Consider the following 23,174-nt stretch of genomic DNA (forward strand, 5'->3'; position numbering starts at 1 on the left):
GAATTTACACAGGCCGACATCGAGCAGGTGATCGTCGACCTGGCCGGGCAAAAGCAGCCTTCGCAGGCCCAGCGCAAACCAGGTCATCGATCAGCAGGCGTTAATGGAACAGGGGCGAATGCCCTGCCCGTTCATGATCCGATCTTCGACACTGCGTGAGCTGCAACCCGTGAAAGACAAAACCTGAACCCCGCAAAAGCGGACACTTGAACTTGGCCGGGAAGCGGACATCTGAAAATGGCTTTGACATATATTGTTCGCAAACATTCGTATCCGACGCATCACCGCATCACCGCATCACCACAATCACCTTCAACGCCTGCGTGCTGGACGCCTGTGGCAGCGCCCATCACTGGGCCCGGGTCCTGGCGCGGCTTGGGCACGACGTGCGGCTCATCGCTGCCCAGTTCGTGCGGCCGTTCGTGAGGTCGAACGAGAATGGCGCGGCCGACGCTGCGGCGATCTGGGAAGCCGCCCAGCGTCCGGGCATCTCAGGCTTGCCTTTGGGCGGTCCAACCTGTCTTGCCGTCACTCAGTACACCTATGCAACGGTGAATGGGGTTACTCTCTTTAAAGCGCGATCAACCATATAAGAAATGTCGTGTTTCCAACCGCCCCGCGCCGGCCCCGAAACCTGACCGGCGCGCGCGCCGACTCACTGCCCCTGTTGCTGAGCGGCCTGCTCGATCAGCGCGGCGACTTCCTTCGGATGCGACTCGTACACCGAATGGCTGGCGCCGTCGATTTCCACCGTCTGAGCGTGTGCGCGCTTCGCGTACATGCGTTCGAGGTCCGGGTTGATGATCTTGTCCGACTTCGCGACCAGATAAAACGTAGGCTTGATCTTCCATGCCGGATCCGGGATCTGCGATGCGAATACACCTGCCGCGGTCGGCATTTGCTCATGGGCCTCGAATTCAGCCTGCGCGATCGGAAGGTCGGCGGCGAAATCGCGAGGATAGTCGGCGGGATTCAGGTACAGATAGTCGTCGGCTGTCTTCACGATGTCCTCATGGGGCGTCGCATTCGGATAGCGCTTGCCATTCGAGACTTCGGTTTCGCCGACATCGAGCGCGTGAGCGGCAATGTAGACGAGTGACTTCACGTGTTCGTCGTTGCCCGCCTCCGTGATGATCGCGCCGCCGTAACTATGGCCGACGAGCACGCACGGGCCATCCAGGCTATCGATAACGCGCTTCGTAGCCGTCACGTCGTCCTTGAATGACGTCAGCGGTTCTTGCACGAGCGTCACGTTGTAGCCGTCCTTCGTGAGAATGTCGTAGACCGGACGCCATCCGGCGCCGCCCACGAACGCGCCATGCACGAGGACGACGTTCTTGATGGGCGCGGCCTGCGCTGTCGTAGCGGCGCCGGCAATCAGGCAAAGGGCCGCTGCTGCGTGGGCAACGGTAGAACGGAAGGAAGGGAAAGACATGGCAGCTCCTAGGAATGACGCGATGTGAACGAATCGATTGACAACACGGCCAGTCTAAAAAGCCGCCTCGAACGGGAGGGTTACCCAGTCATTACGAAAAAATGACGTGCCCGCGCCGGGGCATCGAATCAAAGGGACGGATGATTCGTTATTTTCTTGTAATGACTGGGTAACCTTGGCGACCGGAGCGCCTACCTACACTGCAACCACGCAGTAACGCCTTGCCTCGCTTAGCCATGTTTCAAGTCGCTCGTTCCTAAGCCTGTCTTCGCGTCCATGCACAGTCGATGCTGCGGCTTTCCTTCCCGACTCATCCGCTCTGCGGATATATAGGAGTATTGATCATGTCCAGGCTTCTTCTCAGCATTCTCGTCGCGGCTTCTGCGGTCGCCGTCCCGGCATATAGCTTCGCGCAGTCCACTCAACCCCTGACGCGCGCCGAAGTGCGCGCGGATCTCGTGCGCGTCGAGCAGGCCGGATACAGCCCGGGCCGCGGCGACGACATCGACTATCCGGCTGACATTCAGGCAGCCGAGGCCAAGGTCGCAGCGGCACAATACGTGCAAGCTTCGGCGCAACACGATATGGGTGGGGTATCGATGGCGGGCAGCTCGGCCGCGGGTTCTCGTTCGCATACGCCCGCACCGACCACGTGTGTTGGCCCGGCCAGCTTCTGCATGACGTATTTCGGCAGCTGAACCCCGGCGCAGCGTATTTAGTGGCCCTACCTACTGAGACGGCTCGCCTTCCATGGACGGCGAGCCGATCTCGCCCGTTGCAAGCGCGAGCGTTGCAGCGGCGGACAGCGCGGCGCTGTAGCTGTCGGCATACGCGTTCTGCGCGGCGAGCAGCTGATTCTGCGTGAGGAGCGCATCGGTGATGGTGCCGACGCCGTGCCGGTACGCGGCGAACGCAGCATCGTAAGTCGTCTGCGCCGCTTCGACCAGTGCCTTCGCGGCGTCGTTCGAGGCGAGGCTCGTGGAAAGCCCGTTCTGCGCCGCAACGACCTGCCGGACGGCTTCCTGCCTCGTATGGGTCAATTGCGCGGACGCACTGTCCGCATCGTTGCGCGCCTGCATCAGCACGGCGGAACGCAGGCCGCCGTCGTACAGGGGAATCGTCACACCGAGGAAGATGCTGCCGCTGCGGCGGCTGCCGTTCAGATTCACCGTCGCCGCCTGATCGCCGACCGGGGGAATCGCCGTGATCGACGTCGTGCCGGTGCCGTACGCGGCCGCGGCGGAGAGGAATATCTTCGGCATGAAGGCGGATTCAGCCGCGCGGATCCTCGCCTGGTTGGCCTGTTCCAGCGCATAGGCGCCCTGCACGTCCGGCCGCCGCGCAATCGCATCGGCCACGATTTCATCGACGCTCTGGTGCAGCGCCGGCGTGAGCATACGCGCCGGCAACGGGGCAATCAGCGGTTTCGACAACGGCGAAATGCCGAGCGCGGAGACGAGGCTCAGATAGCTGTCGCTCAACGCGCCGTCCGCCTGCACCTTCAGGAGATTGGCCTGGGCGCGGTTCTGCGTGGCCTGCGCGACCTCGACCACGGTGCCCACGCCCTGCTTTCGCCGTGCGTGCGCGGCGCTGAGAATGCCGTCCGCGTTGTCGAGCGCCTGCTGCGCAGTATGCTCTCTCGCGCTCGCGGCTGCGTACGTGTAGTACGCGATGCTCACGTCATGGATCACGTGCTGGTGAACGGACGTGAAGGCGACGTTGGCCGCCACGGAAAGCTGTTTGGCCGCATCGACGCGCGCACGGCGGCCGCCGAAGTCGAATAACAGCCATTGCAGCGAGAGCACCGAAACCGTGCCGTGAATATTCGAGTTGGTCGATGTGGTGCCGAGCAGCGGCGTCGATGCCGCGCCGCTCGCCGCCTGGTATCCGCCCATGGCGGTGGCGGTGAGCTGCGGCAAGTAGGCGGTCTTCGCGATGCCCGCTGCGAGCGCCGCATTGCGCGCGTCGTTCCAGGCGATTCGCGTGAGCGGGTTCGTCGACTCTGCGAGATCGATCAACTCGGGCAGCGTGTACGCGTGGTTCGCATCGAGCGTCGCCGCGGGCTCGATCGAAGCGAGCGCGGCGCTGCGCGGCAGCATGTAGCCCGCCTGCGTCGCGTCGCTGGCGCTGTGCGGCGGCCCGGGCACGATGTTGCCGCCGGCGTCGGTCTGCGGCTGCCAGGGACGGTCCGGCGCGGCAGGCGCGAGTTCGATCGACGACGTCGCACATCCCTCGAATCCCGAGATAGCCAATGCGGCAGCCAGCGCGGCGGCCAGGACGATGAGCCGGGGCGTCGGTTCAGTGGCGCGCATCGGTCGTCGTCTCCGTGGCCGAAGCTGGGCGCGTGATCTCGGCGATCTGTCCGAACCGCCTGACGATGACGTTCTGGAGCGCATCGAGTGCGGGGTCGGCCGTGTGGTCCCCCGCGGCCTCGGCGCTGGGCTTGAGCGTGTCCGCGGCATGTTGTGCGGCTTGCACGGGCGCGTCGTCGCCGGCAGCGAGGCGCTGGGCAATCTCTCCCAGCCGCGCCGCGCCCGCGCGCCCGGCCGCGAGGACGAGCGGCGCCTCCAGCGCCTCGAGTTCCGCAAGCGCACGCCGCCGGCTCGCCACCCATTCCGGCTCGGGGCGCACCCACGAAGGCTCGTAGTGAATCAGGCCGATATCCTGGCGCAGTCCGCCGTATTGGGCGAGCGCGCCTGCCGCGAGCGCGCTGCGCGTGCGGGCGTCCGCCGCGCGCGCGATGCGGCTCCACTGTGCAACGAGCGACTTGAACGTCGCGTCGATCCGGCTGGCGATGCTCACGGGCCAGACGCGCGTGAAGACCAGATAGACCACGACGTTGCCGATCAGGATGCCGATCACGCGGTCGCGTGCGAGCGTCAGGTCGAACGCGGGCGCCGCGCCCTGGATCACGCACAGGAAGAAGGCGAACGCGATCTGCATGCCCGCGTAGGCGATCCGAGCGGAACCCATCGCCACCCACGCGGCCAGCCACGCACCCGCGAACACCAGCGCCATCAATTCGCCCACCGAGGTCAAGCGCGGCGTGACGAACACGATCGCCGCCGTGCCGAGCAGCGCGCCGACGAGACAGCCCGCAATGCGCAGGGTCAGCTTCTCGACGGTTTCGGCCGTGGTGCTGAGCGACACCATATAACAGGTGATGAAGCACGTATGAATGCCAGGCCAGTCGAGCTGCTGGTACAGCACGTAGCAGAACATCGCCGCCGCCGTGGTCTTCAGCGCGTAACGGACATGATCGGGATTCGAGAAGGCATCGGCATCGAAAAAGCCGCTGCGTCCGGCGGGCTCGGCGGCTTTTTCCGGAGCGGCAACCGGCGCGGCGGCGCCCTGCGCGGGCGGCACCGCGAAGCCCTCCAGCGCGGCACGCAGGTCGGCGAGCACGAGCGCCGGTAGCACGGCTCCCTCGGGCAGCTCGGGCGCTGCGAGCGTGACATCCACTGGATAGCCGCCCGCCTCCAGCATCGCGGCCATCTGCGTCATCGTTTCGGCGAGTTGCGCCGCGCAGGCGTCGGGCAGGCGCGCGCCGGGCTCGCTCGCCGCGAAATCCGTCGCGATCAGGACCGCCGTGGTGGACGCCGCCGCCTGGCGCAGCGCCGCGCCGTCGGCCGGCGTCAAAGTGCCTTCGAGCTTCGAGAGCTTCAGCCACGTGAGGATCTGACGATCGCCCTCCCGCATGCACGCGTCGAATGCGGCCCGCTCCTCGTCGGTCGCCGTGCCGGTCACGCGGCGCGCAGCGAGCCTCAGGCGCCGCGCAAGCTGCGCGGTGGCGAGCCGGCGCGGCGACGGTGCGATCACGAGGTTCACGGCAATCGCCACGCCAATCGGAATCGCGACCATCAGCCATGCGTACATCAGGCCGCGCGTCGCCGCTTCGCCAAGCGGCGCGAGGCCGAGTTCGTCGAGCCCGAAGCCGACGATCATCGCCAGGATCGCGCCGATCGGCCGAAGCTTGCTTGCCGACGTGGCGAATAGCAGTCCGAACGACAGGAGAGCGATGCTCGCCACCCGCAGCGGCGGCTGGTCGATCGTGAAGATCGCGAAGATCATGACGATGCCGATGATCACGGTCACGAGCAGCATCAAGGCGATCGACATGACCACGCTCGTCATGCGGTCGGGCCGGTTCAGGAAGAACACGATATACGCGCCAGTCGCGGCATCGGGCGTGCCGTAGCCGGCCGTCACGAGCACCGTGAGAGCACAGATCAGCGCAATGCGTGTGACGATCGCGGCGCGACCCGGAAACGGCGCAAGCAGCTTCGCGATTTCCCGCGGACCGGGCCTTCTGATATCACCGGCAAGACTGGCCATGCCGGACCTCGACGATCGCACTGGCGCCGATGCGCACCAGTCTGTTGACTGGCGCGTCGATGCGCACGCGAACCGGGAAGCGTTGCGCCACGCGCACCCAGTTCACCGACTGCTGCACGTAAGGCAGGCTGCGCGGCAGGTTCACGCGGTCCGTGTCCATGATGCCGGCGCCGATGCCGATCACCTTGCCGCTCATCGGCTGTCTGCGGTCGATCATCGAGTACACGGTGGCGCAGTCGCCCACCTCGATGGCGCCGAGCGCCGTCTCGCGAAAGTTCGCCACGGCAAACCATTCGCCCGAGTGAACCAGTGTGAAGATGGACTGGTTCGGCGCGACGGTCTCGCCCGCGAGGATCGTCAGTCCCGTCACGTAGCCGTCGAACGGCGCGCGCACAACCGTGTCGTCGAGGCCGCGCTGCGCGATGGCCAGCGCGGCCTCGCGTGCATGCAGTGCCGCAATTGCATCGGTGTCGTCGCCTACCGTCTGCGCGGATGAATGCTGCTGCACCTTCGCCTGCGCGAGGGAGACGCTCGCGTCGCGCTGCGCCACGACCGCCTGGTCGAGCTGCTGCGCGGACACATAGCCTTGCGCCTCGAGCGGCCGCAGGCGCTCGACGCTGCGCGTCGCGAGGTCGTAGTTGTGCGTCGCACGACGTGTCTGGTCGGCCGCGATCGTCGCGTTCGAGGTCTCGCCGATCAGCGTGCGCCGGCGCGTGGCGAGCGAGGCGCGCGCCAGTTCGACTTCGGCCTGCGCCTGCGCGACCGCGAGCCGGTACGGCACCGGATCGATTTCGAACAGCACGTCGCCCTTGGCGACATGCTGGTTCTCCTCAACGGGAACACGTATGATGCGGCCGCCCACTGGGGAGGCGACGTGGACGACGTCCGCGTCGATGGACGCGTCGTCGGTGGACGGATAGCGCGACGAGCGGTCGTACGCGTACCAGAGCGCCGCGGCGCCGAGCAGGACGATCACGACGGCGATCGCGCGGCCCTTCCATGCACGTCGAGGATTCTGGCCGGCCATTTTCATGTCAGAGCTGCCCCGTTCCCCACAGCCAGACGAGCACCCCGGCAACGATGCCGATCGCGGTGCAGACGGAAAGCTGGTACGGCACCACGCGAACCCAGCCGGTCGAGATGAACACGCGATGCGCGACGAGCGCGCCCGCGATGCCGATCACGGCGCTCACGAGCCAGTACGGAAAGTACGCACCGAATAGCGACCAGGACGGCGCACCGCGGGCCGCGCAACCCGCAAGCGGCATGAAAGCCAGCAATGAACAAACGACAGCGAGTGTGGGCCATGTACGTTGTTTCATCGCGTCTTCTACGCTTCATGACTGGAATAAACGCTGAATTCCACTCGTACGAACAACCCATGCGCGCACCGATGGGTTACCGTCCCGCATTCCAATTCAAGGCAATCCATCATAGCGCGGTTTGCCGCACCGCCGCCCCTGGGGCGCCTACTGGGTGCGCCGCTCGCGCTGCCGCGGAAACACGAGCGTAAAGCGCGTCACGCCGTTGCTGCTCGATGCGTGCCACGAGCCGCCATGCAGCAACATGATGCTGCGCACGATCGAAAGCCCTAGCCCGCTGGACTCCGACGAGCGGTGCCGTGACGGATCGGCCCGATAGAATCGATCGAAGATCCGCTCGAGATGATGCGGCTCGATTGTCGGTCCGCGATTCTCGACATGGAGTGTCGTGGCCTCGGGGCCTTGCTGCGCCACGGTCGAGATGGCCGTCCCCGGCTGCGCGTACCGCAGAGCATTCGCAAGCAGATTGCCCAACGCCCTGCGCAGCAGATCCGGGTCCGCGCATACGTGACCCTCGCCGTGCCATTCGAGGCTCACGTTGCGGTCCTCCGCTAGACCTTCGAAGTACTCCTGCATGCGCTCGAACTCGACGGCGAGCGGCAAGTCCTTGCGCTCGATGGCGTTATCCGCCTGCTCGGTACGCGCGAGAAATAGCATGTTGTCGATCATCTTCGACAGGCGTTGCAGCTCCTCGTAATTCGAGCCGAGAAGCCGCTGGTAATACGCGATGTCGCGCGTCTGGCTCAAGCCGACTTCGGTCTGTCCGAGCAGATTGCCAATGGGTGTGCGCAGGTCATGCGCCATGTCGGCCGACACCTGTTTCAACTGGGTGAAGCCGCGCTCGAGCCGATCGAGCATGCCGTTGAACGCCGCGATCAGTGCGTCGAGCTCGGGCGGCGCGGCGCGCTGCTCGATGCGAGTCGAAAGCGTGCTGATGCCGATGGCCCCGGTTTGCGCCGCGAGAACACGCAACGGCTGCATGTTGCGGCGCGCGAGGACGAAAGCGAGCAAGGCGACGATAGTCGCGCCAGCGGAGGCGAACAGCAGTATCTGATTGCGGTATGCCCGCAGCAATTGCGTGCGCTCGGTCAGCAAGCGGCCTGAAATGATCTGCAGATTCTGTTTCCCGGCGACGTCGTGCGCCGCGGCGGCGACGTAGATGAACGGCGTCCCATCCGCCGAAACCGTATGCTGGACCGCGCCGAGCGTGAGTGGCGCGTCCACCGGCACGGGCTTCATGTCCGGCACCGCCCTGTGACCGGGATTCACCGTAATGAGCGGCGCTTCACCGGGAAACCCCACGATCAGCAATGATTCCGTATTGCCGAGCATGTTCGCGAACAGATGGGGCTTGTCGCGTATCAACTCACGCACGTCGACATCGTTCATCAGCGTGCGAAGCTGGTCCACCCGCGTCACCAGCGCCGCATCGTCGCGCACCGTCAGTTGCCGCTCCAGGCCGCGATACAGCAAGGTGCCGAGCAACGCCATCGCGGTAAATACGATGAGTGCATACAATACAGCAAGGCGCGTGGTGAGCGAAAGCCGCTTCATGCTTCGTACTCGAAACGGTATCCCACGCCGTGAATCGTATGAATCAGGCGCACCGGGAACGGGTCGTCGATCTTCTGCCGCAGCCGGCGCACCGCAACATCGACAACGTTGCTGTCGCTGTCGAAGTTCATGTCCCAGACGCGCGAAGCGATCAGGGCGCGCGACAGCACCTGAGCTTGATGCTCCAGAAAGAACGCGAGCAGGTTGAATTCCTTGTTGGTGAGCGTGAGGCGCACGCCGCCCCGGTCGACTCGCCGCTTGGGCACATCGACCCGCAGATCCCCGACTTCGAAGACCTGCTCCTCCTGCTTTTGGGGCTGGCCGCGCCGCAGTATGATGCGGATGCGCGCCAGCAACTCTGCAAACGAGAAAGGTTTGACGAGATAGTCGTCGGCGCCGAGATCGAGGCCCTTCAGCCGGTCTTCGAGCGTGCCGCGTGCGCTCAGAAATAACACCGGAGTTTTGATGCGGGCACCGAGCTTCTTCATGACGGTCCACCCGTCCATCTCCGGCATCATCACGTCGAGGAGGATCAGGTCGTAACCCATCTCCTGCGCGAGGTGCAGCCCGTCGATGCCGTTCGTGGCCACGTCCACCACGTAGCCGGCTTCCGTCAAGCCGTTCTGGATGTACTCGCTGGTCTTTGCTTCGTCTTCGATGACGAGGATTTTCATGGCGTCCGTTCCCTGCACTTTCATGCGCATGTCACTGATTCTGTGCTCGTTTGCGCCCCTATACCAGCCGGACGTGATAGCAGTCTAGGCACCGCGTTCCAACAGGGCCGTTACTCAATCATTACAGAGAAATGACGAAGTGCATCATGGTCCCTCCCTGATATTTTTTTGTAATGGCCCGGTCACGCTGCTGTTTTGGCCGCGCGCCTAGACTGCGAATCCGTTGTACCGCAGACCGACTTACTCGGCTCCATTTCCGCTGACTGCGAGCGATCACCGGTACCGCACATTCCGCCAATGGCCCAGATTAGGAGTCCTCCATGGAAACCACGCAAAGCACGACCACCCTTACCCAACGCATGACGATTGGCGACTTCCTGCTGCGCCGCCTCGAGGAAGCCGGTATTCGTCATTTGTTTGGCGTCCCTGGCGACTACAATCTCGCGCTGTTGCAGCAACTCCACGATACCGGTGCGCTGGAATGGGTCGGCACCACGGGCGAGTTGACCTCATCCTATGCCGCGGACGGTTATGCGCGGCTCAACGGCCTGGGCGCGCTGCTCGTCACGAACGGGGTCGGCGCCTTGAGCGCGTTGAACGGTGTTGCCGGCGCCTATGCCGAGCACGTGCCCATCATCTGCATCAGCGGGTCGATCCCGCTGCGCTCCATCGATCGTGGCCTCGGCATGCACCACACCATGGCCGACGGCAACTTCGATCACTTTCTGCGCGCCTATGCGCCGGTGACGGTGGCCCAGGCAAGGATTACGCCGCGCAACGCCGTCGTCGAGATCGACCGGCTGATCTTCACCGCCTGGCGGGAAAAGCTCCCGGTCTATATGGAGTTGCCTTCCGACATCGCCTATCTCGAGATCGAGGTGCCGGCTGCTCCGCTCGTTCTTGCCCACGTTCCCGGCGATCCGGAACGGCTGCAATCGTGCATCGCTGCACTCGCCCAACAGCTGTCCGCTGCAACCGCACCGGCGATCCTGGTGGACACAGACGCCGACCGGTTCGGCGTCGTCCCCGAACTCGTCGCGCTGGCGGAAAAGCTGCAGGCCCCGCTGGCGGTGATCAACGCCGCCAAGGGCGTGATCGACGAGTCGCACCCGCAGTACCTCGGCATTTATGCCGGCAAGGGCAGCGAGACGGGCGTGCAGGAGACGATCGAGAGCAGCGACTGCCTGCTCGCCGTGGGCTACCGGCCGATCGAGGTGACCACTGGCGACTTCTCGGCAACGCTTCCGGCCCGCACGATCCACGCGCGTGCCCACGCCGTTGACATCGGCGAAGTCAACTATCAGGCGGTGACGCTCAAGGAAGTGCTACGCGGCGTGATCGATGCAATCCCCCAGGCGGCGACGCGCATGCAACGCCCAGTTGATGCGCCAGCCGCCCGCATGCAAGTCGAGGCTGCCGCGAAGCTGACGCAAGCCGCCTACTGGCAGGCTGTCCAGGATTATCTGCGGCCCGGAGACGTCCTGTATGTCGACAACGGCACGTCGTTTTCGCTTCTCGGACTGAAGCTGCCGCCGGGCTGCACCTTCATAGGATCGATCAACTGGGGATCGATTGGCTACTCGGTCGGCGCCCTGCTCGGCGCGCTGACTGCGGCGCCCGAGCGCCGCCACGTGTTGCTCATCGGCGATGGTTCGTTCCAGGTCACGGCGCAGGAGTTGTCGACCATTCTGCACCACGACCACAAGCCGGCGATCCTGCTGATCAACAACGGTGGCTACACCATCGAACGCGGCTACCTGGGCAAGACCGAGCCCTATAACGACATTGCGAACTGGGCCTACGCCGACCTGCCGAAAGTGCTCCATCCCGGCGCCTCCGTGCAGTCGTTCGTGGCCAGGACCTGCGGGGATCTGCAAAACGCCCTCGCCGCGCAGAACGACAAACTGATTTTTGTCGAATCGATCATGGACGCCTGTGATGCACCCGCGCCAATCACACGCAGCAGCAATCTGGGCGCCGAACTCGACTACGGTCCACGCGGCCCGCAGCACCGTGAGGGTCTCCAGCTTCGGACCGGCGCAACACAGAGCTAGAGCAAGAACGCCGCCTCGCAAAGACTCGGGTCTGCGACGGCGGCGTGTGCAATTTCTCGCGCAACAAGCCGGCGTGGGCAAGCAGGCTCGAGCGCAGGCCATTAATGCTGCGGAATCTTCCCCCCGAGTTCATCGTCGACGAAGGCGCGCACGATATCCTTGAACGACGCGTCGCCGTGCAGGCCAAGCTGGGTCGCGCGTGCAACGTCCCACTGCGCGGGCCAGCTGCCGACGATCTTCTCGACACGCTCGTCCGCCTTCCATTCGATCCGTGCCGCGACAGCATCGCCCGCCACGTCGCGCAGCGCGGCGATCATTTCGTCGACCGTCACCGACACGCCCGGCAGATTCACCGTGCGCCGGTTGCCGAGCGCCGCGCCGTCGATTTCGCATCCGGCGACGAGACATTCGATGGCCTTACGCGGCGAGAGCAGCCACAGCCGCGTCGAACCGCTCACCGGGCACACGGCCGGCTCGCCGTTGAGCGGCTCGCGAATGATGCCGCTGGCAAACGAGGACGCCGCCGCATTGGGCTTGCCTGGGCGCACGCTGATGGTCGGCAGACGCAGCACGCGGCCATCGACGAAACCGCGTCGCGAGAAATCGTTGAGCAGCAACTCGGCGACGGCCTTTTGCGCGCCGTACGACGACTGCGGATTCAAGGCGGTGTCGTCGAGGACGACCTCGGGCAGATCGCCGCCATAGACGGCGACCGAACTCGTGAACACGACGCGCGGCCGGTGCCCGCGCTCGCGGAACACTTCGAGCAGCAGCCGCGACGCGTCGAGATTGATGCGCATGCCGAGATCGAAGTCCGCTTCCGCCTGCCCGCTGACGATCGCCGCGAGGTGGAAAATCGCCGCCGTCCTGTCGTCGATGACGCGTTCGAGCACGCTGCGTTCGGCAATGTCGCCGACTTCGACGCGCACGCGCTCGTCAGCCGGCCCCGGCGCGGCGACGACGTCGAGCAGCACCAGTTCGGTGATCGCCTCACGCTGCCCATCCGCGCCCTTGAGTTCGCCGCGTGCGAGCAGTTCGCGCGCGAGACGCTGGCCCAGAAATCCCGCACCGCCCGTGATCAGTACTTTCATGTTGCTGTGGTTCCTCAGCGTGTCGGTCGAATGCGCTCAGTTTCGTGCACGCAGTTTCGTGCCCTCAGTTACGTGCCCTCAGTTACGCGCTTTCACGTACGGCCTGATCCATCCGAGCCCATCGGAAGTGCCTGAGCGCGGCCGGTATTCGCAGCCGATCCAGCCGTCGTAGCCGAGTGCGTCGATCAGCGAGAACAGATACGGGTAGTACACTTCGCCAAGATCCGGCTCGTGCCGCTCGGGCACGCCCGCAATCTGGATATGCCCGATGCCCTTCATGTCACGCTTGAGCTTGACGGCGAGATCGCCTTCCACGATCTGGCAGTGATAGAGATCGAACTGGACTTTCAGGTTCGGCGCGCCGACTTCCGCGCAGATGGCCTGCGCGTCGTCTTGCCGGTTCAGAAAAAAACCGGGTATATCGCGCGTGTTGATCGGCTCGATGACAACGGTGATGCCATGAGCCTGGGCCGCCTGCGCCGCATAGGCAAGGTTCTTCAGATATACCTCGCGATGCGCGGCGCGCGATTGCTCCGGCCTGATCAACCCGGCCATCACGTGCAGCTTGTCGTTGCCGAGTACGCGCGCGTAGTCGAGTGCGGTTTCGATACTGCGGCGAAATTCATCCTCGCGCCCCGGCAACGACGCCGTGCCGCGCTCGCCCGCCGCCCAGTCACCGGGCGGCGCGTTGAACAGCGCCTGAGTGAGCCCGTTGTCGTCGAGGCGCTGCTTGATGTCGGCGGCCGGAAACTCATAAGGGAACAGAAATTCCACCGCCTCGAAACCGTCGCGCGCAGCGGCAGCGAAACGGTCGAGAAACGCGTGTTCGTTGTACATCATCGAAAGATTGGCGGCGAAGCGTGGCATCGAAGCGACTCCTGGAATACGGTTAGCGGTACCAGCGCGCGCCGAACACCGTGCGCAATTCTTCGAGCGCGGTGTCGTCGAGCGGCGCGGGACGCGGGTTCGTCATCAGCCACAGGCGCGCCGTCTCTTCCAGTTCTTCGAGCACGTACGAAGCCTGCGAAACGGAACGCTCCCATACGACCGGCCCGAGCCGCTCCAGCAGCACGCCGCGCACGCGGTCCGCGAGCGAGGCGATCTGTTGCGCGACTTGAGGATCGCCGGGGCGCCGGTAGCGGATCAGCGGAACGTGCCCGACCTTCATGACGTAGTACGGCGTGATGGGCGGCAGCACGTCGGCTTCGCTCCATACTCCGGCGAGCGTCAGCGCGACGAGGTGGGTCGAATGCGTGTGCACGATGCCGCGCGCGTCGCGATTGCGCTCGTAAACACCGCGATGCAGCGCCAGCGTTTTCGACGGCTTGCCGCCCGAAACCGCGTTGCCGTCGAGATCGACCTTCGCGATCTCCGCGGGATCGAGCCGGCCGAGGCAGGCGTCGGTCGGCGTGATGAGCCAGCCGTCGTCGAGCCGCGCGCTGATGTTGCCCGCGCTGCCGACGGTGTAGCCGCGCTCGTACAGACTCGCGCCCGTCAAGCAGATTTCTTCGCGAACCTTCGCTTCGCTGCCGGTGCGAATGGCCGCCGTCATTGCGCGCTTCCGTCGAGCATACGCAGCGCCTTCGCGAAGAAGTCGACTGCGCCGAAGTTGCCGGACTTGAGCGCGAGCGCAAGCGGCTCGGCAGCGATGGTGGCGGTTGCGGGCACGCCCGGATCGATCTGCTTGCCGATGCGCAGCATCTCGACGCCTAGCGCCTGCACCACCGCACCCGAGGTCTCGCCGCCCGCGACGACGAATTTGCGCACGCCGAGATCGCGCAGACCGCGCGCGATCGACGCGAGCGTGCGTTCGACCAGCTCGCCGGCCCGCGCTACGCCCAGTTCGCGCTGTGCCGCCTTCACCTCGTCGGGCGATGCCGTCGCGTAGATCAGCACGGGCTGCGGCTGCGCCGCGTGCATGTGCTCGCGCGCGAAGGCCAGCGCGTGCTCGACGACAGGCTCGCCGCGCGCCGCCGCAAGCGGATCGATGCGGAACGCGGGACGCGTTTCGCGCCATGCGGCAACCTGGGCATTCGTCGCCTTCGACGCGCTGCCCGCCAGCACCGCCGACGCGCCGTCGATACGCGGCAACTCGCCCGCATCGGCGGCCTCGGCGAGCAGACCGGCGCGGCGGAAATTCGCGGGCAACCCGAGCGCGACGCCCGAGCCGCCCGTGATCAGCGGCAGGTCCGCGCACGCCTCGCCGAGCGTGTAGAGATCGGCGTCCGAGATGACATCGGTGATTGCCATGCGCACGCCGTCGGCACGCAACGCCTCGATCGAAGCGCGCACGGCTTGAGCGCCTCGCGCCACGGCGTCGTACCGCACGAGCCCGACTCTCGAGCGCGTCTGCCGTTGCAGCACGCGCACGAGGTTCGCCTCCGTCATCGGCGTGAGCGGATGATGCTCCATGCCTGACTCGTTCAGCAGCACGTCGCCGACGAACAGATGCCCGCGATAAATCGTGCGCCCGTTCTCCGGAAACGCGGGACAGGCGATCGTGAACGGCGCATCGCCTCCATTGGGCGACAGCGCGTCGAGCAATGCGTCGGCGACGGGTCCGATGTTGCCTTGATCGGTCGAGTCGAAGGTCGAGCAGTACTTGAAAAAGAACTGGCGGCAGCCTTGCGCGCGCAGCCATTCGAGAGCGGCAAGCGACTGCGCCACGGCGTCGGCGGCGCCGATCGTGCGCGACTTCAGCGCGACCACGAGCGCGTCGGCTTCGATGTGCGTGTCGGCGCCGGGGACGCCGATCGTCTGCACGGTGCGCATGCCGCCGCGCACCAGCATGTTCGCGAAATCGGTCGCGCCCGTGAAATCGTCGGCGATGCAGCCGAGCAGCGGCTTGCCGGCAGAGGCGTTCGTGTTCGTCATGTCGTTGCGCCCTTCCCGCTTAGCGCTTCGCGGGCACGTCGATGCCCGGGAAGATCTTGATCACGGCCGAATCGTCTTCGCCGCCGTGACCTGCCGTCGAGGCCATCATGAACATCTGATGCGCAGCCGCCGACAACGGCAGCGGAAACTTCGAGCGTCGTGCGGTATCGAGCACGAGGCCGAGATCCTTGACGAAGATGTCGACGGCGGACAGCGGCGTGTAGTCGCCGTCGAGAATGTGCGGCACGCGGTTCTCGAACATCCACGAGTTGCCGGCGCTGTGCGTGATCACGTCGTAGAGCGCGTCCGGGTCGACGCCTTCGCGAAGGCCGAGCGCCATCGCCTCGGCGGCGGCAGCGATGTGCACGCCCGCGAGCAACTGGTTGATGATCTTCACCTTCGAGCCCGCGCCGTGCTGCTCGCCCAGCCGGTACACCTTGCCAGCCATCGCGGCGAGCACGTCCTCGCACGCGGCATACGCGGCGGCTGGCCCAGACGTCATCATCGTCATTTCGCCCGATGCCGCGCGCGCCGCGCCGCCCGATACGGGCGCATCGAGCAGTTGCAGGCCGGCCGCCTCCACGCGGCGGCCGAGGTCGATCGCGAAGTCGGGCGCGACCGTCGCGCACGCAATCACGACGCCGCCCGGCTTCATCGCCTCGACCGCGCCCTGCTCGCCGAACAGCACTGTTTCCGTTTGCGCGGCATTGACGACAAGCGTGACAACCACATCGCACTGCGCGCCGAGTTCGGCGGGATTCGCGCAGGCCGTGCCGCCAGCGGCGACGAACGCGTCGAGCACTTCGCGGCGCACGTCGCATGCATGAACGTCGAAACCGCCACGCAGCAGCGAACGCGCGACACCCATGCCCATCGCGCCCAGACCGATCACTCCGACATTTCTCGACATACTTTTCCTCTACGAACAGTGCAGTGCGCCGCGCATCGCGCGGGCGAACGCGTCTGCAAATTCAGCAGATACCGGCTTCGGCCAAACGGCGCGCCGCGTTGTACATGTGGGTTTGCGCGGCATTGCGCGCGGCCAGCGGGTCGCCTGCGCGGATCGCCGCGGCGATTGCGGCGTGTTCGTCGCGCACCTGGCGCGAGAAGTCCTCGCGCAGCGCCTCGTTGCGGCGCGTGATGAGCGTGCCCGCTTCCAGGTATTGATTGAGAAACGTCAGCGTCTTTAGAAAGTACGGATTGCCAGTCACGATGGCGATCGCGCGGTGAAACGCGACGTCTTCGGCAACGCCGTCACGGCCTTCGGCGACGGCCTCATCGATCTTTTTGAGCGCGCCGTCGATGGCCATCATGTCCGCATCGGTGCGGCGCATGGCGGCCTCCGCCGCGACTTCGGCTTCGATCGCACGGCACACCGCGAGAATTTGCAGCACCGAGCCGCCTTCCATCGCTTGCGCATAGTCGATGCGCAGCGGCCGGATCGCGCCATGCGCGGCCAGGTACACGCCGCTGCCCTGGCGTGGCTCGACCACGCCTTCGTTCTTCAAACGCGAGATGGCCTCGCGGATCACCGTGCGGCTGACACCGAATTCCTGGGCGAGCACGGCTTCCGTCGGCAGCTTGCCGCCACGCGCGAACGTGCCCTTGTCGATCTGTGCGAGCAGCTGTTGCGCGACGGTGTCGCTCAAAGCACGACTGGGGATTTTCTCGAACATCTCAGCAGATTTGCCATGTCATAGGGTCATCATACAAATTCGATGCGTGGGAAGGCACCAGGGTCCACCCTGAAGACGGCATGCGGGACCGAATGGTTAATGCGTCACGAGACCCGCGGCCTTCATCGCCAGGCGCAGAATCTCGACGGCGCCGATCGTCACGCACACGCTGGCGGTCCAGATCCCCATGAGCCACAGCACGCGCGAACGCCACACCCGCACGCCCAGGCCTCTTGCCTTCTCCGATTGCGTCGTCGTCATGGCAGCGCTCAGTGATAACCTTCGCCCGGCCGAACCTTGCCGCGAAACACGTAATAGCTCCACGCCGTGTACATGAGAATGAACGGCAGAATGAAAAGCGCGCCCACGAGCGAGAACAACTGGCTCTGCGGCGGAGAAGCCGCGTCCCACAGCGTAATGGAGGGCGGCACGATATGCGGCCACAGGCTGATGGCGAGGCCGCTGTAGCCGAGGAAGATGACCATCAGCGTAATGATGAAGGGCATGACCGTTGCCCGGCGCGCGAGCGAGCGCAGCTTCGCCAAAAAACCGAGGATGAGAAGCACCGGTACAGGAAGAAAGAAAAGCAGGTTCGGCATCGTGAACCAGCGGTGCGCGATGGCCGGGTGCGCGAGCGGCGTCCAGAGGCTCACGAGACCGATCGCGATCAGCAACGCCCACGCAAGCATGTACGAAAGCCGGTACATGTGCGTCTGCAACGGCCCTTCGGTCTTCATGATGAGCCACGTGCAGCCCAATTGCGCGTAAGCCGCGAGCAGCGCGACGCCGCAAAAAAGCGGGAACGGTCGCAACCAGTCGAGCGAGCCGCCTACCCACTCGTTGTCGCGCACCGGAAAACCGTCGATAAATGCACCGAGCACTACGCCCTGCGCGAATGTCGCGACGAGCGAACCGCCGATGAATGCGAGATCCCACAAATGCCGCCGGTGCTCGTGGGCCTTGAAGCGAAACTCGAAGGCCACGCCGCGAAAGATCAGCCCAATGAGCATGATGATGAGCGGCAGATACAACGCGCTCAGCACGACGGAATACGCAAGCGGAAACGCGCCATAAAGCCCCGCGCCGCCCAGCACGAGCCAGGTCTCGTTGCCGTCCCACACGGGCGCCACCGTGTTCATCATCACGTCGCGCTCCTCCTTGTCGCGCACGGTGAAGAACAGCAACCCGATGCCGAGGTCGAAGCCGTCCATCACAACATACATCATGATGCCGAATGCGATGATCGCGGCCCAGATCAAGGTGATATCGACGCCCATTGAATCCCCTCCATTTCCGTTCTTCGGGTCACTCCTGGGTCGGCGCCCGCTCGACGCGCTCGGGGGCCGCCGAAAGCGGCCGCGCCGGCGTACGCGAGCGTCCCGCGCCGCCTTCGGTCACGCGCTCGCCCTCGTGCAGCTCTGGCCCCTTGCGCACGAGCCGCAGGATATAGAGGATGCCCGTACCGAACAGCGCGAAATAAACGACCACGAAAAGCGCGAGGCTCAGGCCGAGCTGTGCGGGAGGCGTCGGCGAAGTGGCGTCCACGGTGCGCATCACGCCGTAGATCACCCACGGCTGGCGCCCCACTTCGGTCGTGACCCAGCCCGCAAGCAGCGCGATGAGGCCCGCCGCGCCCATCCATTGAGCGAAAGCCAGGAACGGACGCGACGAATACAGCTTGCCGCGCAGCCGCAGCAGGAGCGCCCACAGGCCCATCGCGATCATCAGGAGGCCCATGCCCACCATCGCGCGAAAGCTCCAGAAGACGATCGTCGAATCGGGGCGGTCTTCGGGCGGGAACGATTTCAGCGCCGGAATTTGCCGCGTCAGGCTGTGCGTGAGGATGATGCTGCCGAGCACGGGAACCTCGACGGCGAAGCGCGTTTGCTCGGCCTTCATGTCGGGCCAGCCGAAGAGGATGAGCGGCGAAGGCTGGCCCGGAATGTTCTCCCAGTGACCTTCGATCGCCGCGATTTTCGCGGGCTGATGCTCGAGCGTATTGAGGCCGTGCGCGTCGCCTACCACGGCCTGGATCGGCGCGACGATCACCGCCATCCACATGGCCATCGAAAGCGCGGTGCGGATCGGCGTGTTGTCGTTGCGGCGGCGCAGATGCCACGCCGAACTCGCGCCCACGAAACACGCGGTGGCGAGAAACGCGGCAATGGCCATATGCGCGAGACGGAACGGGAACGAGGGATTGAAGACGACGGCGAGCCAGTCGACCGGCACCGCGCGGCCATCGATGATCCGGTAACCCTGCGGCGTCTGCATCCAGCTATTGGACGAGAGTATCCAGAACATGGAAACGAGCGTGCCGAGCGCAACCATCGATGTGGCAAGAAAATGCAGGCCCCGCCCCACGCGGTTCCAGCCGAACAACATCACCCCGAGAAAGCCGGCTTCCAGAAAAAAGGCCGTGAGCACTTCGTAAGTCAGCAGCGGCCCGGTGATGCCCCCCGCAAAGTACGCAAAGCGGCTCCAGTTCGTGCCGAACTGCCACGCCATCACGACGCCCGAAACCACGCCCATGCCGAAGTTCACGGCAAAGATTTTCGACCAGTGGTAGTAAAGATCGCGGTAAGCCTCGCGCCCGGTCTTGAGCCAGAGCGCCTCGAGCACGGTCAGGAAACTCGCGAGCCCGATCGTAATGGCCGGAAAGATGATGTGAAAGCCGATCGTGAAGCCGAACTGGATGCGCGCAAGAATGAAGGCCGTCGTGTTCGAAGTATCCATGCCAGGTGCCCAATGCCAACGTATGCGCCCTGGCATGCATCCTGCGTTCCCGCCGCATGGCCGGTGCGCACAGCTAGTGTTCACTGATTCGTTGAGGACACCCACACCTGCGACGAGAGTGGGCAGCAAAAAGTACGACAAAGTCGTCGGCGACGTGGGCCGCGCCGGTCATCACAGCATACGCGGCTTCCGATGAACCGGCGATAAAGTGGGCAAGCGCGCGTGGGGTTGCGCGCCGGCGTCAAGCCCGCCCTGTTCACCTTGGTGACCGTTGCGCCCGCCGCATTCACCTTCAATATCGATCGACAACTGCAGTTCCGCTCAAGGTTTGGAATCGTCTCGTTTCGCATCGAGCGGGGTGGGCTGCCTGCCGACCCCGCAGCCTCAACCTGCCGTTCATTCGGCAAAGTCATCCACTTCGATATCGAGCAGCGCCATGCTCATCGACTTGCCGTGCGCGTCCAGCGCCAGCGAACGCGTGACGCCTCCCCCCAGCGCGTTGCCGAGCACGAAATTGAAGGCGCCGAGCAGCGGCAGTTCGTAGCGCACCACCTCGCCTTTGACCACGTCGGCGAGATGAGCCTTGACACGCTCCGGCGTCAGGACGTTGCGCAGATAGGCGTAGTGCTTAGCTTCGTAGCAGATCACGGAAATATTCAGCGTATTGCCTTTGTCGCCGGTGCGGCCGTGAGCCAGTTCACGCAGTTTCATCGCTTGCCTCGACGAATTGAAAACCCGGATCCACCTGCTCGCGTGGCAGCAACACGGACTGCACGGCGAGCACCTCGCGAGTCGTCTTCGTTACGCCCCCGCCGCCCGCAGGTCCGTTGGTGTAGAGCGTTTCGACCTCGTTGCCGATGCGCGCCGCTTCCTTCGCGTTCGCTGTGCGCCCCGCCACGCGAATACGCACTTCGTACGGCTCGTCGTGATGCGCCGAGAGCGCATCGCCATAGAGGGCATTCATGCCGATCACGTCGAAGCGCGATTCGGTCGTGTCGATGCCCGTGATCGCCAGCCGCTCCCGCACGATGTCGAGGGCGAGTCGCGCGCGCTCGACCGCGCCCGGGCCGCCATAGGAAATCTGTCCCTCTCCGATGTAGCCGTCGACATACGCAACCGACACCTTCAGCGTTCCAGTGCGAGCGCTGCCGCGTCCGCCCGTCACGCGCACGCGGTCTTGCGCCTCTTCCACGACACATGCCCCGCTGAAATCAGCGACGACATCGGGTTGAAAGTAGCGTTGCGGATCGTGAATCTCGTAGAGCAATTGTTCCTTGCATGTCGCCTCGGTCACGCGCCCGCCTGCATGCGGCACCTTCGTTACGACGACGCTGCCATCGGCGCTCACTTCGCCGATCGGAAAGCCCAGGCGCGCGAGATCCGGTACGTCCTTGTAGCCTGGATCGGCGAAATAGCCGCCTGTGACCTGCCCCGCGCATTCGAGCAAATGGCCGACGACGGTCGCCTGCCCGAGCGTGTTCCAGTCGTCCATGCGCCAGCCGAACTCGTGAATGAGCGGCGCCGTGAACAAGGATGGGTCCGCGACGCGGCCCGTCAGCACGATATCCGCGCCCGCCGCGAGCGCATCGACAATCGGCGCGGCGCCGAGATACGCATTCGCCGAAACGATGCGCTCCGTGTAGCGGCTGACATCGTCGCCGGACTCTTCGAAGCGCAGTTGGGAACGCAGGACGACATCGAGCACGTCGTCGCCGGTGACTGCGGCGATCTTCAGTCCGCTGAGTCCAAGCTCCTGCGCGATCTGCGCGGTCCTGATCGCGGCTGCGCGCGGATTGGCTGCGCCCATGTTCGAAATGATCCGCACGCGGTTGCGCACGGCGACCGGCAGCACGGCGCGCATGCGCGCGTCGAGCAGCGGATCGTAGCCGAGTGCGGGATCGCGGCGGCGCGTCTGTTGGGCGATCGCGACCGTGCGCTCCGCGAGGCATTCGAATACGAGGTAATCCAGCGCGCCGTGCTCCGCGAGTTCGACCGCGGGTTCGATGCGGTCGCCCGAATAGCCGGCGCCCGCGCCTATCCGTATGCGCTTCGATGATTCGGTCCGGTTCATGACTTCTACCACTCCTCTCTACAGCGGAAACACGCCCAGCACGACGCACGCGATCGTCATGACGATCGACGCGCCGAACAGCAGCGGAAACGTGAACTTCTGATGATCCGCAAGCTCGATTCCGCACAGGCCGACGACGAGAAATGTCGCCGGCGTGAGCGGGCTCACGGGAAAGCCGGTGGTCATCTGGCCGAGCAGCGCGGCCTGGCCGATGTGCACCGCCGGCACGCCGAGCTGCGACGCCACTTCGGCGATCACCGGCAGCACGCCGAAATAAAACGAATCGGGGTCGAAGAGCATCGAAAGCGGCATCGACAGCACGCCGAGCACGACCGGAATGTGCCCGGCAAGCGCAGGCGGCACGAAACCGACCGCCGCCTGCGCCATCGCCTTGAGCATGCCGCTGCCCTGCATGATGCCGGTGAACACGCCCGCTGCGAGCAGAATGCCCGCCATCATCAGCGCGGCGCGCGCGTGGGCGTCGATGCGCTTGCGCTGCATGTCGACGTTCGGGTAGTTCACCATCAGCGCGATGCACAAGCCCACCATGAACATGATCGCGGGCGGAATTTTCTCGCCCATCACGACCATGGTGCCGAGCACGACGATCGTCAGCACGATATTGAACCAGAAGTTCTTCGGCCGGCGCAGCGCCTGTTCCTCGGGCGTGAGTTCGCGTTTGGGCGGCGCAATCATGCCGCTGGCGGAGGAATAGCCGAGGCGCTTTTCCTCGCGCCGGCCGAGCCACCAGGCCATGCCGAACACGAACACGAGGCCGATCGCCTGGACCGGAATCAGCGGATTGAAAAGCGCCGAAATCGGCAGATGCAGCGACGCCGATGCGCGGATCATCGGCCCCGTCCACGGCAGGAAGTTGATGCCCGCCGCCATCGAAACGGCCGCCGCCAGCACGCGCTTGTCCATGTTAAGACGCTCGTACAGCGGCAGCATGGCGGGGATGGTGACGAGAAAGCACACGGCGCCCGAGCCGTCGAGGTGAATGAGCAGCGCGAGCAGCGTCGTGCCCACCACGATGCGCGTCGGCTTCGTGCCGACCGTGCGCAAGATGCGGTCGATGATCGGATCGAGCGTGCCCGCGTCCGTGATCGTGCCGAAATAGAGAATCGCGAACACGAACATGCCGACGACAGGCGCGAGGCCTTTCAATCCGTCGATGACGAACTTGCTCGTGTGCAAGCCGAATCCGCCGATCAGCGACGCGACGATCGGCACGATGATGAGCGCGACGAGCGGCGACATGCGTTTTGAAAGAATCGCGGCCAGCAACACCACGATCGTCACGAGCCCCAGCAACGGCAGCATGTTGTGTCTCCAGTCTTGTCTTTTAGTGC

21 protein-coding genes and 1 pseudogene are annotated in these 23,174 nt (G+C 65.0%); 3 read left to right on the top strand and 19 right to left on the bottom strand.

The annotated features are described in order from the left end of the window. Positions 1-326: 326 nt before the first annotated feature. Positions 327-485: pseudogene (locus M3I53_RS33245) on the top strand (IS110 family transposase); the annotation flags it as partial. 170 nt (positions 486-655) lie between these two features. Here the strand turns inward: M3I53_RS33245 and M3I53_RS33250 are convergent. Then, on the bottom strand, positions 656-1,435 hold the full coding sequence (locus M3I53_RS33250) for an alpha/beta hydrolase (RefSeq protein WP_254320034.1): 780 nt from the start codon (positions 1,433-1,435) through the stop codon (positions 656-658). 344 nt (positions 1,436-1,779) lie between these two features. Between M3I53_RS33250 and M3I53_RS33255 the strand changes: the two genes are divergently transcribed. After that, complete coding sequence (locus M3I53_RS33255) at positions 1,780-2,133, top strand: DUF4148 domain-containing protein (RefSeq protein WP_254320035.1); 354 nt, start codon at positions 1,780-1,782, stop codon at positions 2,131-2,133. 30 nt (positions 2,134-2,163) lie between these two features. On the opposite strand, the gene M3I53_RS33260 is transcribed toward M3I53_RS33255, so the two are convergent. The 6 genes from M3I53_RS33260 to M3I53_RS33285 form a co-directional block, all read right to left on the bottom strand. Beyond that, entirely contained in the window at positions 2,164-3,747 is a 1,584-nt protein-coding gene (locus M3I53_RS33260; RefSeq protein WP_254320036.1) for a TolC family protein, read from the bottom strand. Next, positions 3,734-5,770: an FUSC family protein gene (locus tag M3I53_RS33265; RefSeq protein ID WP_254320037.1), complete on the bottom strand. Its 2,037-nt coding sequence runs from the start codon at positions 5,768-5,770 to the stop codon at positions 3,734-3,736. Before M3I53_RS33265 ends, M3I53_RS33260 begins: the two co-directional genes overlap by 14 nt. Next, entirely contained in the window at positions 5,751-6,803 is a 1,053-nt protein-coding gene (gene mdtN / locus M3I53_RS33270; protein ID WP_254320038.1) for a multidrug transporter subunit MdtN, read from the bottom strand. Before mdtN ends, M3I53_RS33265 begins: the two co-directional genes overlap by 20 nt. A gap of 1 nt (position 6,804) precedes the next feature. Beyond that, positions 6,805-7,092, bottom strand: coding sequence for a hypothetical protein (locus M3I53_RS33275; RefSeq protein WP_254320039.1), 288 nt, complete (start codon positions 7,090-7,092; stop codon positions 6,805-6,807). Between the two features lie 147 nt (positions 7,093-7,239). Beyond that, positions 7,240-8,646 (bottom strand): heavy metal sensor histidine kinase, encoded by a 1,407-nt coding sequence (locus M3I53_RS33280; RefSeq protein ID WP_254320040.1) that lies wholly within the window; start codon positions 8,644-8,646, stop codon positions 7,240-7,242. Then, positions 8,643-9,320 (bottom strand): heavy metal response regulator transcription factor, encoded by a 678-nt coding sequence (locus M3I53_RS33285; protein WP_254320041.1) that lies wholly within the window; start codon positions 9,318-9,320, stop codon positions 8,643-8,645. Before M3I53_RS33285 ends, M3I53_RS33280 begins: the two co-directional genes overlap by 4 nt. A 320-nt stretch (positions 9,321-9,640) precedes the next feature. Between M3I53_RS33285 and M3I53_RS33290 the strand changes: the two genes are divergently transcribed. Continuing rightward, positions 9,641-11,374, top strand: coding sequence for an alpha-keto acid decarboxylase family protein (locus tag M3I53_RS33290; RefSeq protein WP_254320042.1), 1,734 nt, complete (start codon positions 9,641-9,643; stop codon positions 11,372-11,374). 101 nt (positions 11,375-11,475) lie between these two features. Here the strand turns inward: M3I53_RS33290 and denD are convergent, their stop codons facing one another. From denD to M3I53_RS33350, 12 genes are all read right to left on the bottom strand, one after another. Further along, positions 11,476-12,465, bottom strand: coding sequence for a D-erythronate dehydrogenase (gene denD / locus M3I53_RS33295; protein ID WP_254320043.1), 990 nt, complete (start codon positions 12,463-12,465; stop codon positions 11,476-11,478). A 78-nt stretch (positions 12,466-12,543) separates the two neighbouring features. Further along, the gene (gene otnI / locus M3I53_RS33300) at positions 12,544-13,332 is read right to left on the bottom strand and encodes a 2-oxo-tetronate isomerase (RefSeq protein WP_254320044.1); all 789 of its coding nucleotides are present in this window, start codon (positions 13,330-13,332) and stop codon (positions 12,544-12,546) included. Positions 13,333-13,354: 22 nt separating this feature from the next. Next, on the bottom strand, positions 13,355-14,017 hold the full coding sequence (locus tag M3I53_RS33305; RefSeq protein WP_254320045.1) for an aldolase: 663 nt from the start codon (positions 14,015-14,017) through the stop codon (positions 13,355-13,357). Then, complete coding sequence (gene otnK / locus M3I53_RS33310) at positions 14,014-15,339, bottom strand: 3-oxo-tetronate kinase (RefSeq protein ID WP_254320046.1); 1,326 nt, start codon at positions 15,337-15,339, stop codon at positions 14,014-14,016. The genes M3I53_RS33305 and otnK overlap by 4 nt, the downstream gene beginning before the upstream one ends. Positions 15,340-15,358: 19 nt before the next feature. Further along, complete coding sequence (gene ltnD / locus M3I53_RS33315; protein ID WP_254320047.1) at positions 15,359-16,249, bottom strand: L-threonate dehydrogenase; 891 nt, start codon at positions 16,247-16,249, stop codon at positions 15,359-15,361. A gap of 61 nt (positions 16,250-16,310) precedes the next feature. Then, positions 16,311-17,015 carry a FadR/GntR family transcriptional regulator gene (locus M3I53_RS33320; protein WP_254320048.1) on the bottom strand — a complete coding sequence of 235 codons (705 nt, stop codon included), beginning with the start codon at positions 17,013-17,015 and terminating at the stop codon, positions 16,311-16,313. A gap of 96 nt (positions 17,016-17,111) precedes the next feature. Further along, a complete protein-coding gene (locus M3I53_RS33325) occupies positions 17,112-17,276 on the bottom strand; it encodes a DUF2474 family protein (RefSeq protein ID WP_254320049.1) in 165 nt (54 codons plus the stop codon). Positions 17,277-17,284: 8 nt separating this feature from the next. Continuing rightward, positions 17,285-18,292: a cytochrome d ubiquinol oxidase subunit II gene (cydB, locus tag M3I53_RS33330; protein ID WP_254320050.1), complete on the bottom strand. Its 1,008-nt coding sequence runs from the start codon at positions 18,290-18,292 to the stop codon at positions 17,285-17,287. A 28-nt stretch (positions 18,293-18,320) separates the two neighbouring features. After that, on the bottom strand, positions 18,321-19,751 hold the full coding sequence (locus M3I53_RS33335) for a cytochrome ubiquinol oxidase subunit I (RefSeq protein ID WP_254320051.1): 1,431 nt from the start codon (positions 19,749-19,751) through the stop codon (positions 18,321-18,323). Between the two features lie 396 nt (positions 19,752-20,147). Further along, positions 20,148-20,462: a hypothetical protein gene (locus M3I53_RS33340; RefSeq protein WP_254320052.1), complete on the bottom strand. Its 315-nt coding sequence runs from the start codon at positions 20,460-20,462 to the stop codon at positions 20,148-20,150. Further along, entirely contained in the window at positions 20,449-21,822 is a 1,374-nt protein-coding gene (locus tag M3I53_RS33345; protein WP_254320053.1) for an acyclic terpene utilization AtuA family protein, read from the bottom strand. Before M3I53_RS33345 ends, M3I53_RS33340 begins: the two co-directional genes overlap by 14 nt. 18 nt (positions 21,823-21,840) lie before the next feature. After that, the gene (locus tag M3I53_RS33350) at positions 21,841-23,145 is read right to left on the bottom strand and encodes a CitMHS family transporter (protein ID WP_254320054.1); all 1,305 of its coding nucleotides are present in this window, start codon (positions 23,143-23,145) and stop codon (positions 21,841-21,843) included. Positions 23,146-23,174 lie beyond the last annotated feature (29 nt).

The sequence above is a fragment of the Paraburkholderia sp. CNPSo 3272 genome (genome assembly GCF_024206495.1).
In the GTDB taxonomy this organism is placed as follows: domain Bacteria; phylum Pseudomonadota; class Gammaproteobacteria; order Burkholderiales; family Burkholderiaceae; genus Paraburkholderia.

Bases quoted from the DNA above. Each gene is read 5' to 3' on its own strand.
- M3I53_RS33250 (WP_254320034.1), bottom strand. From the start codon at position 1,435: ATGTCTTTCCCTTCCTTCCGTTCTACCGTTGCCCACGCAGCAGCGGCC.
- M3I53_RS33255 (WP_254320035.1), top strand. From the start codon at position 1,780: ATGTCCAGGCTTCTTCTCAGCATTCTCGTCGCGGCTTCTGCGGTCGCC.
- M3I53_RS33260 (WP_254320036.1), bottom strand. From the start codon at position 3,747: ATGCGCGCCACTGAACCGACGCCCCGGCTCATCGTCCTGGCCGCCGCG.
- M3I53_RS33265 (WP_254320037.1), bottom strand. From the start codon at position 5,770: ATGGCCAGTCTTGCCGGTGATATCAGAAGGCCCGGTCCGCGGGAAATC.
- mdtN (WP_254320038.1), bottom strand. From the start codon at position 6,803: ATGAAAATGGCCGGCCAGAATCCTCGACGTGCATGGAAGGGCCGCGCG.
- M3I53_RS33275 (WP_254320039.1), bottom strand. From the start codon at position 7,092: ATGAAACAACGTACATGGCCCACACTCGCTGTCGTTTGTTCATTGCTG.
- M3I53_RS33280 (WP_254320040.1), bottom strand. From the start codon at position 8,646: ATGAAGCGGCTTTCGCTCACCACGCGCCTTGCTGTATTGTATGCACTC.
- M3I53_RS33285 (WP_254320041.1), bottom strand. From the start codon at position 9,320: ATGAAAATCCTCGTCATCGAAGACGAAGCAAAGACCAGCGAGTACATC.
- M3I53_RS33290 (WP_254320042.1), top strand. From the start codon at position 9,641: ATGGAAACCACGCAAAGCACGACCACCCTTACCCAACGCATGACGATT.
- denD (WP_254320043.1), bottom strand. From the start codon at position 12,465: ATGAAAGTACTGATCACGGGCGGTGCGGGATTTCTGGGCCAGCGTCTC.
- otnI (WP_254320044.1), bottom strand. From the start codon at position 13,332: ATGCCACGCTTCGCCGCCAATCTTTCGATGATGTACAACGAACACGCG.
- M3I53_RS33305 (WP_254320045.1), bottom strand. From the start codon at position 14,017: ATGACGGCGGCCATTCGCACCGGCAGCGAAGCGAAGGTTCGCGAAGAA.
- otnK (WP_254320046.1), bottom strand. From the start codon at position 15,339: ATGACGAACACGAACGCCTCTGCCGGCAAGCCGCTGCTCGGCTGCATC.
- ltnD (WP_254320047.1), bottom strand. From the start codon at position 16,249: ATGTCGAGAAATGTCGGAGTGATCGGTCTGGGCGCGATGGGCATGGGT.
- M3I53_RS33320 (WP_254320048.1), bottom strand. From the start codon at position 17,015: ATGTTCGAGAAAATCCCCAGTCGTGCTTTGAGCGACACCGTCGCGCAA.
- M3I53_RS33325 (WP_254320049.1), bottom strand. From the start codon at position 17,276: ATGACGACGACGCAATCGGAGAAGGCAAGAGGCCTGGGCGTGCGGGTG.
- cydB (WP_254320050.1), bottom strand. From the start codon at position 18,292: ATGGGCGTCGATATCACCTTGATCTGGGCCGCGATCATCGCATTCGGC.
- M3I53_RS33335 (WP_254320051.1), bottom strand. From the start codon at position 19,751: ATGGATACTTCGAACACGACGGCCTTCATTCTTGCGCGCATCCAGTTC.
- M3I53_RS33340 (WP_254320052.1), bottom strand. From the start codon at position 20,462: ATGAAACTGCGTGAACTGGCTCACGGCCGCACCGGCGACAAAGGCAAT.
- M3I53_RS33345 (WP_254320053.1), bottom strand. From the start codon at position 21,822: ATGAACCGGACCGAATCATCGAAGCGCATACGGATAGGCGCGGGCGCC.
- M3I53_RS33350 (WP_254320054.1), bottom strand. From the start codon at position 23,145: ATGCTGCCGTTGCTGGGGCTCGTGACGATCGTGGTGTTGCTGGCCGCG.